Origin of the sequence: Paenibacillus thalictri, assembly GCF_004307995.1 — a bacterium.
Classification (GTDB): Bacteria; Bacillota; Bacilli; order Paenibacillales; family NBRC-103111; genus Paenibacillus_AF; species Paenibacillus_AF thalictri.
Map to the genome: position 1 here is coordinate 67,759 of NZ_SIRE01000037.1, position 18,162 is coordinate 85,920.

16 protein-coding genes are annotated in these 18,162 nt (G+C 51.0%); 4 read left to right on the plus strand and 12 right to left on the minus strand.

The features are described from left to right. Positions 1 to 11: 11 nt before the first annotated feature. Together EYB31_RS35695 and EYB31_RS35700 are read right to left on the minus strand one after the other, a co-directional pair. A complete protein-coding gene (locus EYB31_RS35695; RefSeq protein WP_240763182.1) occupies positions 12 to 950 on the minus strand; it encodes an ABC transporter permease in 939 nt (312 codons plus the stop codon). Between the two features lie 57 nt (positions 951 to 1,007). Beyond that, positions 1,008 to 2,549, minus strand: a complete 1,542-nt coding sequence (locus EYB31_RS35700) for an extracellular solute-binding protein (protein WP_165452793.1) — start codon at positions 2,547 to 2,549, stop codon at positions 1,008 to 1,010. Between the two features lie 331 nt (positions 2,550 to 2,880). Here EYB31_RS35700 and EYB31_RS35705 point away from each other — a divergent pair, with 331 nt between their 5' ends. Next, positions 2,881 to 5,217 (plus strand): helix-turn-helix domain-containing protein, encoded by a 2,337-nt coding sequence (locus EYB31_RS35705; protein WP_165452794.1) that lies wholly within the window; start codon positions 2,881 to 2,883, stop codon positions 5,215 to 5,217. A gap of 409 nt (positions 5,218 to 5,626) precedes the next feature. On the opposite strand, the gene EYB31_RS35710 is transcribed toward EYB31_RS35705, so the two are convergent. Further along, positions 5,627 to 5,932, minus strand: a complete 306-nt coding sequence (locus EYB31_RS35710; protein ID WP_131018357.1) for a hypothetical protein — start codon at positions 5,930 to 5,932, stop codon at positions 5,627 to 5,629. Positions 5,933 to 6,004: 72 nt separating this feature from the next. On the opposite strand from EYB31_RS35710, the gene EYB31_RS35715 reads away from it, so the two are divergent. The 3 genes from EYB31_RS35715 (at position 6,005) to EYB31_RS35725 (ending at position 8,155) form a co-directional block, all read left to right on the plus strand. After that, positions 6,005 to 6,898: a helix-turn-helix domain-containing protein gene (locus EYB31_RS35715; RefSeq protein ID WP_131018358.1), complete on the plus strand. Its 894-nt coding sequence runs from the start codon at positions 6,005 to 6,007 to the stop codon at positions 6,896 to 6,898. 147 nt (positions 6,899 to 7,045) lie between these two features. Next, positions 7,046 to 7,513: a GNAT family N-acetyltransferase gene (locus EYB31_RS35720; RefSeq protein WP_240763183.1), complete on the plus strand. Its 468-nt coding sequence runs from the start codon at positions 7,046 to 7,048 to the stop codon at positions 7,511 to 7,513. Between the two features lie 132 nt (positions 7,514 to 7,645). Further along, a complete protein-coding gene (locus tag EYB31_RS35725) occupies positions 7,646 to 8,155 on the plus strand; it encodes a P-loop nucleotide/nucleoside kinase family protein (protein WP_131018360.1) in 510 nt (169 codons plus the stop codon). A gap of 128 nt (positions 8,156 to 8,283) precedes the next feature. Here the strand turns inward: EYB31_RS35725 and EYB31_RS35730 are convergent, their stop codons facing one another. From EYB31_RS35730 to EYB31_RS35770, 9 genes are all read right to left on the minus strand, one after another. Further along, positions 8,284 to 8,943, minus strand: coding sequence for a ThuA domain-containing protein (locus tag EYB31_RS35730; protein ID WP_131018361.1), 660 nt, complete (start codon positions 8,941 to 8,943; stop codon positions 8,284 to 8,286). Positions 8,944 to 8,974: 31 nt separating this feature from the next. Continuing rightward, positions 8,975 to 9,673, minus strand: a complete 699-nt coding sequence (locus EYB31_RS35735; protein WP_131018362.1) for an SDR family oxidoreductase — start codon at positions 9,671 to 9,673, stop codon at positions 8,975 to 8,977. Continuing rightward, positions 9,670 to 10,218, minus strand: a complete 549-nt coding sequence (locus tag EYB31_RS35740) for a VOC family protein (protein ID WP_131018363.1) — start codon at positions 10,216 to 10,218, stop codon at positions 9,670 to 9,672. Before EYB31_RS35740 ends, EYB31_RS35735 begins: the two co-directional genes overlap by 4 nt. Positions 10,219 to 10,229: 11 nt before the next feature. Continuing rightward, entirely contained in the window at positions 10,230 to 10,688 is a 459-nt protein-coding gene (locus EYB31_RS35745; RefSeq protein WP_131018364.1) for a VOC family protein, read from the minus strand. Positions 10,689 to 10,884: 196 nt separating this feature from the next. After that, a complete protein-coding gene (locus tag EYB31_RS35750) occupies positions 10,885 to 11,754 on the minus strand; it encodes a carbohydrate ABC transporter permease (RefSeq protein ID WP_131018365.1) in 870 nt (289 codons plus the stop codon). Positions 11,755 to 11,756: 2 nt separating this feature from the next. Further along, positions 11,757 to 12,713, minus strand: a complete 957-nt coding sequence (locus EYB31_RS35755; protein WP_131018366.1) for an ABC transporter permease — start codon at positions 12,711 to 12,713, stop codon at positions 11,757 to 11,759. A 28-nt stretch (positions 12,714 to 12,741) separates the two neighbouring features. Beyond that, positions 12,742 to 14,277 carry an extracellular solute-binding protein gene (locus tag EYB31_RS35760; protein WP_131018367.1) on the minus strand — a complete coding sequence of 512 codons (1,536 nt, stop codon included), beginning with the start codon at positions 14,275 to 14,277 and terminating at the stop codon, positions 12,742 to 12,744. Between the two features lie 456 nt (positions 14,278 to 14,733). Beyond that, on the minus strand, positions 14,734 to 16,551 hold the full coding sequence (locus tag EYB31_RS35765; protein ID WP_131018368.1) for a cache domain-containing sensor histidine kinase: 1,818 nt from the start codon (positions 16,549 to 16,551) through the stop codon (positions 14,734 to 14,736). Then, on the minus strand, positions 16,548 to 17,561 hold the full coding sequence (locus EYB31_RS35770) for a response regulator transcription factor (RefSeq protein WP_131018369.1): 1,014 nt from the start codon (positions 17,559 to 17,561) through the stop codon (positions 16,548 to 16,550). The genes EYB31_RS35765 and EYB31_RS35770 overlap by 4 nt, the downstream gene beginning before the upstream one ends. Positions 17,562 to 18,162 lie beyond the last annotated feature (601 nt).

The window sequence follows — 18,162 nt, forward strand, 5'->3', positions numbered from 1 at the left end:
CCTCCTTTGCGTCAGAACAAATAATGCTCGCTTGTTTTTTTGGAAATATAATTTGCAACAAGGATCAGCAGAAAACCAACTCCCGATTTAAAAATACCGATCGCCGTCGCGTAGCTGAAGTTGCCCTGCAGTACCCCGGCCTGATACACGTAAGTATCGAATACTTCGGCCACCTCCTTCACCAGCGGATTGCCCATGATGTACAACTGGTCAAACGAGATGTTAAGCACCTGCCCCAGCCGCAAAATCAATAAAATAACAATCGTGTTCATCAAACACGGAATCGTGATGTACCGCATCATCTGCCACCGGGTGGCCCCGTCCACCTTGGCCGACTCGTACAGTTCGGGGCTGATACCGGCCAACGCCGCCAGAAACAAAATCGTTCCCCAGCCTGCGTCCTTCCAAATACTTTGCACGGTGACGATACCCCAAAACAGCGATTTGTCCATCAGCAGTTGCAGCTTCGGATACCCTATCGCATGAACCAGCTGCGTGATCAGCCCTTCGGAGTTCATCAAAGCGATCGTCAGCGAGCAGATGACAACCCAAGATACAAAATGAGGTAAATACAACACGGTTTGAATCGTCTTTTTAAACAAAGCCGCCCGGATTTCGTTAAGCAGCAAAGCCAGTACAATCGGCGCCGGAAAGAAAAACACAATATTCAGGAAGCTGATCACCAGCGTATTGCGTAAAATAAGCCAAAAATCAGGATGCCTAAACAAGCGGGCAAAATGCTCCATGCCTACCCATTCGCTGCGCGCGACGCCTTGGAACGGATCGTAATCCTGGAATGCGATGGCAACACCCCACATTGGTAAATAATGGAATATAGCAAAATAAAACATGCCGGGAAACGCCATCATATACAAGTATTTATCCATTCTCCATCTTTTCCACACTGCCGCCACCATGCTGTACGCTACCAGCTCCTTGCTTCCGTGCATCCAGCGGGGCAGACTCCGCTTTGCCTTCGATTCATCCGCCCCGTCGTGCGCTTTACGTCATTTTTTCATCGCTTCGGCAATTTCTTTGACAATCTTCTCGCCTTCAAATCGGTCGTACCAGTTTTTCACAACCGAATCCCACTGGCTCACTTGCAGTTGGCCCATAATCGCCTTCACCGTATTGTCTTGAATAAATTTCTCCGCTTCGGCGGAATATTTGGCATAAGTCGGCGAGAACAGCAGCTGCGTTTCATCCATCACCAGGTACGGTTCGTTCATTTTATGACCTTTGACGACGATGTCCTGCGCTTCTTTTGTGTTTTGCGGAAAAATATACAGCTCGTCGATCGACTGCACCGGCAGCGTGAATGTAAAGGTACGCGGCATATCGCGTTCGAATATTTTCGTATCCGGTTCGATTTTGCCGTCCGCCGACCTTTTGTAATGAACGCCTTCCACACCGTAATTCCAGAAGATTCCGCCTTCCGCACTTGCCCCGTAATCCAGCCATTCCATAATTTTTTTGATTTTTTTCGGATCGTCGGCCGCTTTTTTTGAGATAAAAATGCCGCCCCGGTCAACACGCGCGGTGATGCCCCGGTCTCCGTTCGGGCCCTTGATTGCCTCAAGCGGCACCAGCTTGGCTCCCGGATTCGTCTTCTGAAAGTTGTTTTCGAAGTCGTAAATCCGCGTCATGAAGTTAAACATGATACCCGCCTGTCCTTTGCGGAACAGCTTGGAGTCAGCCGTCGGCCCGTCGGATACGGCGAAATCGGGGTCGATCAGCCCTTCGGCGAACGCCTTGCTCATCCAGGCCAAATATTGCTTAAACGCCGTCGTTTCGAAGCGGGGGATGACCTTGTCGCCTTCCTTCACCCAGAAGTGCTTAAGGCCAAGCGCTTGGGTGACCCCAGTCGTCCCGCGGATCGATATGCCGGCCGACATATTGCCGAGCTGCAGACCGTATGTATCGTTTTTGCCGTTTTTGTCCGGGTCGTTTTTGGTGAACGCCTTAGCTACCTCATATAACTCGTCTAACGTTTGCGGGGCCTTCAGCCCAAGATTGTCCAGCCAGTCCTGGCGAATCAGCGGAATATCCTGCGAAGCGACCGGGTTGCGCACGCTCGTCAGCCCATAAATACTCCCCTGGTATTTGGTCAAAAACAGCGGTTTTTCCTTTTTTAAATTCGGGTACTCATCGACGTATTTGTCCAGCGGAACGACGACCCCGGACTTGATCATCTTGACGATAAAATCGTCCATATCGGTCCAAGCAAAGGCATCCGGCACATCGCCCGAAGCCACCATCACCTTGAGTTTCTCTTTATAAATTTCCGGTGTCGCTGCGGTCAGTTTCATGCGGATTCCCAGCTTGTCTTCCACATATTTTAATGAAGGATTATCTTCACGCGCGATGCTTGGCGTATTCCAGCCGGTATAATAAGCCAAGCTCAAATTAACCGGACCTTCCCGTGCGTTTGCAGCAGCCTCTTGCGCTGCTCCCGTGCCTTCCTGCTTGTCGGAGCAGGCGGCGGAAACCGCCATCAACGCACAAACGCCGGCAAGCAAAGGAACTTTGCTTCGTTTTGATCGATACATGAATAGGAGGCCCCTCTCTTCTGCACATATTGAGCTCGTCCAATTGCCAGCCATATAGGGCGTGACTATTATATAGAACGCGAGATTAAGCGTGATAAACCATAGGCCAGCTCGTTATAATGCTATTGTGAGCCTTTGTGCTTTTTTCCGCAATTTACAAATTGTATTTTCGCCGGTTTCGCGCTTTTGTTACACTTACCATTTTCCCGTTTCCCCGAATTCACACGAATTGTTAAGCCGAAATGCAGCCTTTTGCCGCCTCCGGCATTACCCTGTTCCCTGCTTCGCATGGTATAATATGGATTGAATGTCCATGCCGGGGAGTGAGCTCATGTTTGTCATGTCCAAAAAGATGCAAATTGCCGTAGCGAACATTTTACTTACGTCCCTCAGCGTTGTGCTCATCGGACTGATTATTTTCACCCAAGCCTCCGATATCATCCGCAGCCAAATTGAAAACGCTCACTTGATGTCCTTGAAATCGACGAGAGGCAACTTTGAAAATTATTTCACCAAATTAAACCAATCTGCCGTTCAAATGGAGAAGATCCCCGATTTCGAGAAATGGCTCAATCAGCCTGCCGACCGGAAAGTGAACCAGCTGGAGATGTTTTCGCTTGTGCAGCTGCTTGTACGCATTCATGCTTCGCTGGACTACGTTGACAACGTAGTGTTGTACGATCCGCTGACCGAAGTGCAATATTCGTCGCAGCCGACGCTTGGCGACTATAATATGGGGTACCAGTCCTTGCTTGACGAATTCGCGTTGCTCAATACGGATTATGCATTTTTGACGAAAAACACGGACGGCGCTTCCACTTATGTGTACATCCGCAAGCTGCCGATTTTTATAAGCGGGCCTTCGTATTATTTGCTGTTTCATGTGAACTCGAAGTTGTTCTACGATTATTTGGGCATAACGGATGACAATAAATCTACGATTGGCACTGCATTTATTATGGATAAAAAAGGAACTCCGATCGGGAAAGGCACGTTTGCCGGCATTGAAGACATCACCCGCAATTTGGCCCATGACCGGGAGATTACGTCGCTGTCCGCCGAGCAGAACCGTACCTACAGCAAAAACGGCATGCTGATTACATGTGTTTCGTCATCGATGACCGGATGGATTTTTGGCCTGGCCGTTCCCGATAAGCAATTCCTGAGCAAAATTATCGCCTTGCGCAATATGACGCTGATCGTGTTAGCCGCAGCCGTCGTGCTCGCCATCCTGGCGGTTATGGCTAGCAATCATTGGTTTTTCCGCGGTTGGAGCAAGATCATCAGGCTGATTGATGACAGCTCAGGAGCCAAAACGACGGGTAAACGGTCCACGGATGAATTCGAAAAAATCTACTCCCACGTCTATCAGCTCAAACACCGGCTGCAGGAAATGCTTCCCGAAGCGAAGGAAGCTTATGTGCGCAAGGCGCTGGAAACCGGTGTGATTGCCAGTAAAGATCTCGGCGACCAGCTTGGCTTGCCCTTAAACGACGAAACGGCGTATTGTTGTTTTGCCGTGGAAATCGACTACTATAATCAGCTGAAAGAAACGTATTCCGAATGGGATCTGTTTTATTTCGGTTACGGGGTTGCTTGTGTCATTCGCGAAGTGCTGGGGGACAAGGGGCTTGCCGTGAAGCTGAACGACGGAAAGCTGCTGGGCATCTTTTATCTCCCCGACTCGGAAGAACCGAAAGAACTGGGAGAGCGGCGTTTTCAGGAGCAGGTCAACCAGAACCTGCAAACCATTCACCATTTCATATCCGATAATTTTCCCGTCACCGTGACGATTGGCGTAAGCAGGCCAAAGCATGGAACCAAACATCTGCATCTCGCCTCCGCCCAAGCGCTTGAAGTTTTAAAACAGAAATTTGCTTCCGGAACAAATCAAATTATGTACTACGAGGAGCCTTCCAACGCCAAAACCAACGTGTTGTCTTCCGACGAGGTGCGCCGTATTGAACGCGACTTTATCGAAAGCATCCGCTCCCGGGATATCGGGGAAACCGCCCAAGCGCTGCAACGTCTGCGCCGGCTCGCCCCGGAAGGGGATTACCGGAAATTGCAGCATGCGCTAGTCGACCTGACGTTGTCCGTCTATCGGGAAATCTCCGCCGATCTGAGCGCCCCGCCGGACACGCCCGCACTTAGCAGGCTGCTGGAGCTGTCTACGCTGGATGAATGGCTGGGTTCGCTGCAGCAGCAGGCAGAAAGCTTGATTGCCCTGCTGACGGCCGAATACCAGCTGCAGATGGAACAGGCGGCGAACAAAATCAAAGCCCATCTCGCCTCCCGGCTGCAGGAGGACATCCGGCTGGAAGACTGTTGCAAGCCGTTGGGCATTCCAGTTTCCGTAGCCAAGCACGCATTAAAGGAAGTGTACGAAACGACCTTTACGGAGCTGCTGCTGCTGGAAAGAATCGAACAAAGCAAGCTGTGGCTCCGCGAAACCGACATCGGCGTCGACGAAATCGCCAAACGGCTTTATTACAGCAATGCCCAAAGCTTTACCCGCACGTTTAAAAAAATAACCGGCATGCCGCCGGGGCAGTACCGCAAAATAAACGCGCGTTCAGAATCTGCGAATTACGTATCCAAACCCGGCTTTGCGAAGCCAAGCTCCGACGAGGATTGCAGGGGCTGCGTCTTGGAGCCGCCGTCGTAAGGCGGCTGTGAGTTTTTAAAACCGTTAAGACATTGCCGCTGAGTTACTTTTGGCGCGTTATCCGGGGATAAGCCTAGGGTTCCGACCGCCAATTAAAATCATGCCCCTTGAATTGGATTAAAGAGGTCGGGCCATGATTTTAAAAGCGGACGCTATCGCTTCTTCACCCCATGCCCATCCCTTAGTCAGCTGGTCTGCTAATCCGCTTGCTTAAGCAACCCGTCCGTAGGACAATTTTTAAGCCGTAAGCAAGACGCCATGATTTTTGCGGGCAGCTGCTTCTCTCCCTTAAAAGAACACCGGCCCCGCGTAACTGCGGAGCTGGCATTGTTATATATATTTTTGTCCATGGCTCTGAAAAAGCAGCACATTGAACGAAAGAAGGACTCGCACATACAACTGTCACTCTTTAGTGGCTGTGCATGTTGCGAGTGCTTATCCAATGATTTGTACGAGCAAGCATTTTTTCAGCAGTCTCGTGTTGTTCCGTGCCGTTCAGGCAATCCAAGATAAACTCGCCAACAAACGGATATCCGACCTGGCCGTCGACATGAAAATACTCGCCTTCCTGGTTAGCCGAATATACGCGATTTCGGCTTGCTTTCTTACCGATATCCGCATATTTCTGCAATTTGCATGCCTCAGCCTGTACTGCTACCATACCACCTTTTCCGGGCCGGTGGCGATGCTCTAACCTGCAAAAACGTTTACCCATTTCGCGCATATCTTTCCGCTCAAGAAAGCGCTATAATAAATACACATTTCCAGTGAGCAAGGGGGTACTCCCATGTCTAATACTGCCGGACAAGTTGATTTAGGCCGCCTTCCCGACGTGCGTGTAGCTTTTCAATTAATGGGGCTGCACGTCCGCAAGGTGGATGCCCATTGGACCTACCGTTCCCATGAACATCCGATGTACGAGCTTCATTGGGTTGTGGACGGAGAGATGGATATGATTATTAACGGGGAAACTTATCATCAGCAAAAGGGCGACTTGCTGTTCATCCGTCCCGGAGTTACCCATTCTTGCAAAAACGCCGGCCCGCAAGGGTTCACTTATTTTTCAGTCCATTTCAGCGTATATGACACGGCGTTTTCCAAGGAATTGGAGCGGTACCAAGATGTCTATTATCCAGCTTACTCGCCGCTGGTCGGCGGGCTGTCACCCGCATTAACGGCACTGTACGATCTGGCCGTAGAGCATTTGCACAAGTCGCTGACTGCCTCCAAACGAATGAAGGTGCATGCCGCCGTTTTTGAACTGCTCGGTTCCTTGGTGGAGCAGTTATCGCTCCATGATTCCGCTTCGTTATCCCGCAAAGAAACGATCGCCCTGCGTATCGCCGAGATGATCGAAGACTCCGTAAGGTTCATCTTGTACCACGACCAAGTACCCGACCAGCAGAAAACGTGGATTCACGACATCGCCAAAGCGGTCAAAATGAGCCCGTCGCAGGTCAACCGTGTGTTCCGCGACGTTTACGGCAAAGCGCCCCGCGCCTTCATGTCCGAAACGCTGCTGAACGAAGCCAAACGGCTGCTCCATCAAACCGATCTGACCGTCGATCATATCGCGATGATGCTAGGCTACAAAACAAATGCCCACTTCAGCCGGCAATTTAAAAGATGGACCGGCGCGACGCCAAGCGAACATCGCACCCTTTCCCGGCAGCGTACGTGAAGTCCTTTTGCAGTGCCTGGATTAAGATAAGCGCATGTTTAACCAATCATCGGAAGTATACATGTAATAAGGAGTTCATAACCCCCTCAAAGACACTTGGCGCATATTAAGAAAGGTGATTGAATGGTAAACATAACCGTTAGAACAATGGAAGAGCATGAATATGATTTCTTTATGGATATGCAGTATGAGTCCATCTATATTTTGCAGAATAAGCCGCCTAAAGATGAACTTTTAAATGCTTCGAATATTAAGAAATACAACGAAGGATGGGGAAGAAAAGGCGATAAGGTATTTATAGCACTTAAAGAAAATCATCCTGTAGGAGCGGTATGGTACCGATTGTTTGATGAAAACAATCAAGGTTATGGATTTGTGGACGATCATACACCTGAACTAGGGATAGCCGTTCTACCCGAATACCGGGCCCAAGGGATAGGGAGAATATTGATGGATGCTGCAATTCATCAAGCTCAACTGGATGGGTACAAAGCGCTCTCTTTAAGTGTTGACCCGGAAAATGCAGGAGCCCTTCGATTATATAATCATCTGGGATTTAAATATTATGGTGTATCGGGAACTTCATGGACTATGAAGTTGGACTTTAGCAAATGAAATGAAAATAAGTCGGGTTCAAAGCCCATTCCTTAATATGGTAAAATCGTCATAAAAAGCTTAGGTGGGGGGAGTATATTTGCCTTGGCCTATGGCTCACATGTAATAAAGTAAAATCAGAGCGGTGGTCATATGTCTAAAATTATTTTATTTAGGGGAATGTCCGGAACTGGAAAATCAACATTGTCAAACGAATTAGGCAAAAGAATCAGCGTCCCTGTTTTGCACAAGGATGATATTTATGATTCGGTTGCTGAATTTGTTGCCGAACATGGGCAGAGAAATCGAATATGTTTTGATTTTCTTTATCGTTTTTTGCAAACAGTTATTGATTCCTCGGCCACAATCATACTTGATTATGGGTTAAATCAAATTGATGATGTGCTGAGATTAAAAAACTGGATTGAGGAAAAAGGTGCAACCTTCATAACCATTTATTGTACATGCAGCGATGAATCGATTTGGTCAAAAAGACTGGCATTCCGCAGCCTCAATCCGTTGCCCAATCAGTTGATTACCAACTTATCCGAACTTAAAGAGCATTATAGAAACGTTAAAATGGAGCATGTGCTGGGCGAACTTATTCTTGATACAGTTAAAGATCCTAAAATATTAATAGATCAAGTCGAAGCTTTGTTATAGTCGCGCCTTATTTATATAACAATTAATAGAGCTAGCGGAAACCGCTAGCTCATTAAACAGCGACAATCTATTCAGACACCATCTCTTCGTGCAACTAGCTGCTCATCCGACATCGGCTCGATCAAGCCCTACTCCTCTTCCCCCGCTCCGCAAACGTCCAGCACGCAGCTGCGGACCATCTCCAGCATGTCGCTGTCCAGCAGCCCCTCCTTGTTGTGCGCCGGGGTGAGGCAGCAAATCCGTCCTTGCCCGAAGCTGTGCCTCCAGCCGGCGATCGACACTCCGTCCACCGACTCGGATCGGAGGAACACCTCGGTATTCGCTTCGTCGCAATTCACAAAATAATGTTCGTCCAGCAGGTCAAACGAAACGGCCTGAGATTCACTTCCCGGCAATTCGCCCCGGTAGCTGACCGTCTGGTGTTTCGCCGGATGATATTCGAAATATCCCCGCAGCATGCGGATAAACGAAGATTCAGGCGGGTAAGAGGCTAATCCCGAATGCCATGTTACGAACCCTCCTCCCGCTTCCACATAAGCGGTTATCGCATCCGATACGGCTTCCGTCAGCCAGCGGGTCTCTCCCTCTTTGGGATTAACCCGGTCCTCCTTAAACAGAACAACCGCAGCCGGCTTCAGCTCAAGACTGCTTACGAGCGCATCGGTCGAAATGTACTCCAGCTTCAAGCCCCCGCGATCCGTCAGCGGCTGCAAGGCCAGCTCCAGGCTGTGCCGGATGTTGTCTTCGGCATGATAATAATCGCCGACCAGCGCGTACACGGTTTTCATTTCGTTTGCCTCCTTATCTAACTTGGCGTCATTAGCTCGGCATCGGCTCGCCTTTTATATTTACGAAAAAGGGATCGCCGTAAATCTCCTTGGTCGCATCTACAATATCCATAATGCCGCGCGCGCTGTCGACAGGATCGCCAGGAGCTTTCTCTCCGCCCATGTCAGTGCGGATCCATCCCGGATGCAGCGCGTAGACGCGGATGCCCCTTTTTACGACGTATTTCTTGACCTGCTTAGAGAACATGTTAAGCGCCGACTTGGTCAAAGCGTAAGAGTAATCGCCGCCGTAAGCGTTGGACAAAGCGCCGGCCTCCGATGAAATGTTGACAATCGCCCGCGGACCGGCTTCCGACATCAACGGCAGCAGATGTTTAACGACCCGGATCGGTCCGAACACATTCACCTCAAAACTGCGGATGACGTCGTCCATCGCCAGCTCCTCCAAAGCGACGCCTCGGCTCAGCAAAATCGCGGCGTTGTTGATGAGCGCATCGACGGTCCGGCCTTCCGCCTTCAGCTTGGCCGCCAGCCGCTCGACCGACGCTTCGTCGCATACGTCCAGCTCGGCGGCTTCGATTTGGCCGGGGAACCGGCCGCTCAGCTCGAGCAGCCGGCCCTCCAGCGCGGACGCGCGAATGGCTGCAATGACCCGAAAGCCCCGCTGCACGGCCTCCGCCGTCAATTCGTAACCCAAACCGCGGTTTGCTCCTGTAATGACGATATTCATATGGGCTTAACCTCCTTTGGCATGACTAACCCATCCGGCAGCGGCTCCATCTCCGCCGGCATCACCGGCGTATCCAGCGGCTCGCCCAACTCCTGCAGGCCAAGCGTCACGCCGAGCTGCGCCAGCGTATCAAAATAGCTGTATCTTCCTTTTCCGTATTCGCCTTTATGAGCCAATGGGTATCCCATGCGCTCCATCAAATCGATATGCCGTTCAAAACCCGGCACCGTAAACGTAATAAAATGCACGCCTTGCCCATACCGCTGTTTGAATTCGTTCCACGGGCCCGGCTCGTCGCACGCTTCCAGCAGTTCCACCGTCACGGCGCCCATGCGCAAATTCGAGAGTTTGACGCGGCCGGGCACAAATTTGCCGCGGTACCACGTATAACCGGCTTCCGTATGCTGCGGTTCACGGTTCGGATCGGGTACGCGAACGGTCGGCGGTTCAATGCCGAACAGTTCGGCATACCGCTTTGCCGCCTGCTCAATATCGTCCACGACGATGCCGATTTTCACCAAATTGCAATTTTCGATATGCTCCATCGGGCGGTCCCTCACTTCTTATCGCTTTCGAGCAGCTCGACAATGACCTTCAGCGTTTCCATCGTATCGATGTACGCGTACCTGCCGCCCGTGTATTCTCCTTTTTGCAGCAGCGGCATACCGCCGCCTTCCAGCGCCGCCACCTTATCTTTCATCCCTTCGATGCGGAACGCGATATGATGCGGCCCTTCGCCGTGCTCATCCAAATACTCCCGCCACGTGCTGGGATGCTCGTCGGGTTCGATCAGCTCCAGTTGCAGCGAGCCCATTTTGAAAAAAGCCAGCTTCGCTCTCGCTTCCGTCCGCTCCCCGCGGTATTGCGTTTGTGCGCTTTCCACCGCCGCCGTGATCGACCAGCCGGGATTTTCCACGCCGAAAAAGTCGGCGTACGCCTGGGATGTTTTCTCAATGTCGTGAACCAATATGCCGATTTGCGCAATTACATTAGTGCCAAGCACGTTTTTTTCCATGATTCAATGTCTCCTTTATGTTGGATTGATGCGTAAAAACGGCGGGGTACGGCTCCATTGCACTTGCGACGCCCGAACGTACGTCCCGTCGCCGCCCAGGAGTCTGTCCGACGAAAGCAAATCCGTGAATATTTGTTCATCCGTCGGACAGACTGCTAGCTGGCGGCCGCCCCCCGGCCCTCTGCATTGCGCCCGTTTACCCTTTGACCGAACCGAGCAGCATGCCTTGGTTAAAATATTTTTGCAAAAACGGATAAACGATCAGCAGCGGAATCGCCGTGAACACAACCGCCGCCATGCGAACCGCCGGACTGAACTCCAAACCTTCGACCGTCGGCCCCATATTTTCGCTCGGCTGGATGAGCATTTGACGGAGAAACACCTGCAGCGGCATCTTCTCGGCCGATGTTAAATACAACAGCGAGCTGAAATACGAGTTCCAATAATCGACCGTGTAAAACAGCGTAAATGTCGCCAAAATCGGCTTGGATAGCGGAAGCACGATTCTCCACAGCAGACCGAATTCGGAGCAGCCGTCGATCCGGGCCGATTCTTCGATTTCGGCGGGGAAATTCTGAAACGAGCTGCGGATGACAATCAAGTTAAACGGCGCGACCGCCCCGGTCAAATACAAAGCCCAGAACGAGTCGAGCAAATTCAACCCCCTGACCAGCAGGTACAAAGGAATGATCCCCCCGCTGAACAGCATCGTAAACAACACCATGAAGTTGAGCACTTTCCGGCCCTTCAGCCACGTCTTGGACAAACCGTAAGCCATCAGCGTAGTGACCAGCATGCTAATCATTGTGCCCGATACGGCAATAATCGCCGAGTTTTTGAAGGAGGTGAGAAAGTTCTGGTTTTTCATCAAATAAGCGTAAGCGTTTGTCGTCCACACCTTCGGCAGCAGGAAGAAGCCGCGCACCAAAATTTCCTGCTTGGTGGCGAAAGAAGCAAAGACGACGTACAGAAACGGGACCAGCACAATGATAAGCACGCCGACGAGCAGGATGTTCACTACGGTCTGGTACAGGGGAGCGCGGCCTCTGAAATCATGGGTTTTCATCGCTAGTAGACCCCTTCCTCGCCGAATTTTTTGGCAATGCGGTTGACGATCAGAATCAGCGTCAGTCCGATGACCGCTTTAAACAGCCCGACCGTCGTCGTGTAGCTGAAGTCGCCTTGCACGATCCCCATCCGGTACACATACGTGTCGAACACGTCGGATATTTGCAAATTCGTCGGATTTTGCATCAGTAAAATATGCTCGAAACTCGTGTCCATCAAATAACCGACCCGCAAAATAAACAAGATGACAATCGTTGTCCTGAGTCCCGGCAGCGTAATATGCCACATCTGGCGAAACCTGCTTGCCCCGTCGATAACCGCCGCTTCGTACAAGGTCGGGTCGATCGTCGCCAGCGCTGCAAAAAAGATTACGGCGCTCCAGCCGGCTTCCTTCCAGATGCTCTGCGAGACAAACAGGAAGCGGAAGTATCCGCTGTCCGTCAGCAGTTCGATCGGCGCAAACCCCCAGTTTATCAGCAGCTTGTTGATGCCCCCTTCCTGCATGGAAAACAGCAGGATGGTCAAGCTGACGACGATAACCCATGACAGGAAATGCGGAATATATATCACCGTTTGCACAAATTTGCGAAACCAGGCTATTCTTGCTTCATGGAGCAGCAGCGCAAGCAAAATCGGAGCGGGAAAAAACAGCGCCAAATTCATAAAGCTAAGCGCCAGCGTATTGAGCAGCAGCCTGTAAAAATCCTGTTCCGCAAACAACCTGCGGAAATTGTCCAGGCCGACCCAATCGCTGTTCAGAAACCCGTCGAACGGATCGAACTGCTGGAACGCGATCACGACCCCGGCCATCGGAACATATTTGAACACGATAAAATAAAGCAAGCCGGGAAAAATCATCAGGTACAGAGGCAGTCCCCGTTTCCACATGCGCATGCTGCTGCGGCGCGCCGATGCCTGGGCACTTTCTTCATTCCCTTTGAGAGATATCGCTTTCATCCGTCATTTTCCTTCCGGCGGTTTCCGCTTATTTGGTCAGCTTGTATTGCTCGTTCATTTCCTCGATAATTTTATTGCCGCCGTCTTTCTTCCACGCTTCCACGGCCGCGTCGATCGCGTCCAACGGTTTCTGGCCCATAATGATCGCCACCATCTCGCTCATCAGCTTCTGATCCAGCGAAGCCCCCGACTTGGTGGACGTTTCCGAGAACAGGCCCGCGCCTTTGTCTTTGACCAAATATTTTTTGTTTTCTTCAAACAACGCCTTCACTTTCTTCGGCTTCTCTTGATCCTCCCACGGTCTAACCGTATTAAACGGATCAAAACGGTGGAAAAACCAGAAGTTGATCAGCATCGGGCGTTCCGTTTCAAAAGCGGGAAGCACCTCGTATTTATCGCCTGTCTTTTTATAATGAATGCCTTCCACGCCGTAGGTGATAAGATTATGGCCTTCGTCCGTCACCATATAATCCATCAAAGCCATGATGCGCTCTTGCTTTTTCTTGTCGATCTTGGCGTTGATGACCACCTTGTTGGTTGTCGCATACGTTGTATTGCCCTGCAGCCCGGTCGGTCCCTTCGGCGGCATCAGCTGCAATACGTCGGCGGTAGGCACAACTTTCTGCAAATTCGGCAGGCCGGAATCGTAGATGTTGGTTCCGGGTACGGTGGTGAAACCGACTTTATTGGCTTCGAATTTGAAGTCCGGATCCTGACCTTTGTTGATGGCAAAATCTTTATCCAGCAGCCCTTCGGCGTACATCTTGCTCGTAAAACGCAGGAAGTCCTTTAATTCTTTGGTCTGCGCCTGCCACGGAATGATGCCCCCGTCCGCTTCCTTCCAGCCGTTGGCGAGACCAAAAGCGAAGCGGAGCGGGTCGGCGCCGCGGGTAAAACTGCGGTTGTTCGCAATGGCAAACGAATACCCCATCGTATCGTCTTTGCCGTTGCCGTCGGGATCGTTTTTCGTAAACGCCTTCGCCACCTCATACAGCTCATCGACCGTTGTCGGCGGCTTGAGATTCAGCTTCGCCAGCCAATCTTTGCGAATAAGCAGCGTTTCCCGGTATTCCGGAGTCCAGTTCGGCAAACCGTACGTTTTGCCTTTCGGATTGCCGATCGCCAGCGTCTCCGCGTCGATTTCCTTGACCAGATTCGGATAGTTTTTCCACATTGGCGCTATGTCGAGAAACACGCCCTTGTCCCGCCATTTGAGATATTCCGCGCTGTTGATCCGAAATACATCGGGAAACGAATTGGAAGCGGCCATCGTGCCCAATTTCTCCACGTAGTTGTCGGACGGAACCCACTGGATTTTCAGATCGATGTTCAGCTTCTTGTTCAGCTCGTCGATGACCGGGTGTTTCTCTCCCCAAGCCCCGCCTTCATAAGCGATCGACATCATGTTGATGCTGATTTTCTCGTTTTGCGGCGCAGGAGCCGCCGCCTTGCTGTCGGCAGGCTTATCCGCTGCGGCCGGCTTATCCGCGGCACCGCCCGAGCAGCCCGCAAGCAGTCCGATACAAAGCGATGCGGCGATGGCTGTCTTCATCGTTTTCACCATTCGTTCTTCTCCCCCTTAAGGATCATGGAATCGTTACATCTCCAACATAAACGATAATGTAAACGAATACATCAACCGATCTTTTGATTTCCGAATCAATCTTTTTGGTATAGATCGAACCAATATTTCGCAAGCTCATTTGTTTGCCGGAATTACGGCCCCTCTTTTCAATAATCAAAGGGACTTTTGCCCGACCTTTGGCTTTTTTAGCTAGCACTAGGAATCTGTCCGACGAAAGTAAATCTGTGAATATTTATTCATGAGTGCGGCTATTCCAGGAAAGGGATGGCATTCCACCGCTCGTGAAAACCGTGTTTTTCTTGAATTTACCTTACGGTAAAAGCACGGTTTTCAAGGCGGACGTAAACTTTCCATGCCATTCCCTTCCCCTCCATAGACCAGCATGAATAAATATTCACGAAAATCCGTCGGACAGACTCCTAGCTTTGAGCGTATTTATCCGGTCGTCCGGTATTGCTCGGGGTACAAAGGAATGCGCAGCGAAACGACAGTGCCCCTGCCGGCAAAAGTCGTAATCTTCACTCCATATTCGCCCCCGTACTTCAGCACCAGCCTGGCGTGCACGTTGGGAATGCCCAGCGAATCGTGGTCGCCGTAGTCCTGATCGAGCTTGGCGGAAATTTGCCGCAGCAGTCCTTCGATCCGATGCAGCTCTGTTTCGTCGATCCCCGGCCCGTTGTCGGCTACCTCGATGATCAGATCCTCTTTGTCTTGGTATGCGCTGACGATGACCACGCCTTCCCCGCCCCGCTGCTCAATCGCATATTTCACGGCATTTTCCACAATCGGCTGAAGAATCAGCTTGACGACGCGGCACTGCAGAAATTTTTCGTTAATGAAAAATTGGCTCTGAAAATGCTTGGGAAAACGGATATGCACAATTTCCAAATATTTGCGCAGCTGCTCCAGCTCGTCCTTCAGAAACACCTCCATCTCCGAAAAATAAGCCGTATACCGGTAAACATCGGCCAAATTGCGGGCCATGCGTTCGATCGCAGGCACCTTCTCCAAATAAGCGATGCTTTTGATAATACCGAGCGTATTGTAAAGCAGATGGGGGTTGATCTGATTTTGCAGCGCTTTGATCAGCGCTTGCTTTTGCCTCAGTTCGGCCTGCATTTCCTTAAACTGCAAACTCGTATTGGAGGCGACCAGCTCGTCAAGCCGCTGCACCATCTGGTTAAAGCTGTAAAACAGCTGCTGCAGCTCGTCTTGCCCGGGCACGGATTTCGTCTGCACGCTTAAATCTCCTTTGCCGACCTGCCTCATCAGGCTCATCAGCCTTAAGATCGGATTGACAAAGCGGTTCGACAACAGCGGTACGATCATCACGATAAGCAGCGTAATGACGCCTAAAGCGAGTATGACCGAAAAGCGGGCCGAGCTGATGCCGACAGCCATCTCGTCGAATCGGACAAGCGAGACCGTACGCCACCCCGTTACCTGAGAGCGGGCGCTTGCGATCAAATAATCCGTTCCTTGAAAACGCTGCAGCGATGCCATCTCGTGATCGGGAATTTGCAGCGTGGCCAGTCCGGTTTGCTGCTTCGGCAGCCCGTTCCACGCTTCGTTCGGATGATAGACGATGCGGTCGTCGTCGGCCAAAATAAACAGCGTTGCGGAACCGCCCAGCTGCGAGCTTTTAAACGATTGGTCCAGCTCGTGCAAAGAGATGTCGATCATCAGCGTGCCGATCAAGTCCAGCGATTCTTTATCGAAGATAGGCAGCAGCACCGAAATCACCTGCCTGCCGTCGGCTCCCTCGTAGCCGGCCGTATGTGTGGGAATGATCCGGATGACGGGAGACAGCGGAAGCTTGATCCACGGTTCGCCAGAAATCAGACTTGGCTTGGCAAACGACTGAGACATCGACACCGCTTTATGTGATTTTGAAATGAGAAACATGCCTTGAATTTCCGAATAATTTAAAGCCAAATAACGACGCAGCTCCTTCTCCACGTTCTGAATATCGGCGTTGGCATCGCTTTCGCTTCTGAGCCAATCCTGCACTACGTCATTCTGAATTAAGGAAAGCGTCGATTGCTGAAGCTGGTTGTAATAATAATCAAGATGATAGTTGAGACGGTTGATCGCTTCGCTCGAAACGTTGAAGAACTCTTTCTCCGCCGCCCGGCTGTAGTACAGATTGGAAAATACCCCGGAGAGCAGCACCGATAAAATACTGACGCTTAAGAAGGCCAACACCATCTTGGTTTTGATCGACTGTCTCTGCAATATCGTCCATATTTTCATAAGCCGAGTCGCTTTCTGTATTCGATCGGAGTGACGGCGACGATCTGCTTAAACATGCGGTTGAAGTAAGGCAGCGAGGTGTAACCGACCATATCGGCGATTTCATAAATTTTCAAATCGGGCTCGTGGAGCAGTTCTTTCGCTTTCTGGATGCGGACGCCGTTAATGTAATTCAGACACGTTTGGCCTGTCGTTTTTTTAAACAGCGTGCTGAAATACGAGACGCTCAGATGGCTCATGTCCGCCAAACGGGTCAAGGAGAAATTTTCAAAATAATGCACGTTGATGTAATCGCATACTTTTTTGATCGAAGCTTTGACGCTTTGATTGGCGAATTGCGGATAACGAAGCAGCCAGGCGTCCGCCAAATCGGCAAAATATTTGCGCACTCCCTGCTCATCCTCTTCAGTGAAAGGAAGGAACGTATGTTCCTGATCAACCGCGCGGAACATCTCGTTCCATTTGGCGGACAGCAAGGCGAGCTGGCTTTTGCGCGCGCCCGGCGCACCGGACTTGAGCCGGTAAATATAAGCAAGCAGCGCTTGCACCTCGGCGTTTAACGTCTGCCTGTCCATATCGGGCAGACGGTCGATAAAATGCTGGATTTTGTGCACACCTTCATGCAGCTCGGCCATGCCCTCCAGCTTTTGAACGGACCGCTTCAGCGCATCGTGGAGCTCCTCCTCTTCCAGCGGCTTCAGCAAATATTCGGTAATTCCGTAACGCATCGCCTGCTTGGCGTACTGGAAGTTGTCGTAACCGCTTACGATCATCGTGACGATAGGCAAGCTCATCCGGTGAATTTGCTCGCTGAGCCAAAGCCCGTTGCGGTGCGGCATCATAATATCGGTGACGACAATGCTCGGCCAATGCTCCTGAATAAAATTCCACGCCTCCTCGCCGCTGCCGACTTCACCCACTACGTTAAACTGGGGAGCAAGCCGGTCGATCATCTCCGCGATAGCGTCACGTATCCATACTTCGTCTTCCGCTACGAGAACCTGAAACATAGGTCACCTCTCCATCATCCGTTTTCGCCTTCATTATAAGTCATGTGGAATTGTTTGGAAACATCAATTCGGCGGAATGTCTTTGCGGGTGGGGGGTGGCGAGTAGCTTGCGATGGGCGGGGGCGGCGGGCAGCGGGCGATAAGCGGCGGGGGGCAGCGACGGCGGGCAGCGGGCGATGAACGGGGGCAAAGCCTGCCAGCGGCGGGCGGGAGCAGCGGGCGATGAGCCGGGGCAAAGCCTGCCAGCGGCGGGCGGCGGATGGCAAGCAATGTTGTCAGAATAAGAAGCTAATGGTGCCAAGTATCGCCACAGGAATGATCAAGCTTCTTTTATACACGGCGGCGCCCCGTTCTGGACTTAGAAGATCACGAACTGAGCGAGACTGTCGATTCATTGTGCATCCCCCAACCATTGTGCATCATCAACCGTTGTGTAACCCCTAATGTTTAGAAGCCCCCTTTTTAACGGACATCAGGAGACTGTCGATTAATTCCCCAAAATGCTTCTTCTAAAATAACGATAAAACAGCACGATATCTCAATATTTCTCTTATTTACTCTCTCATTCGTGGTATAATTTAGTTATTATGATCGGAGTTGG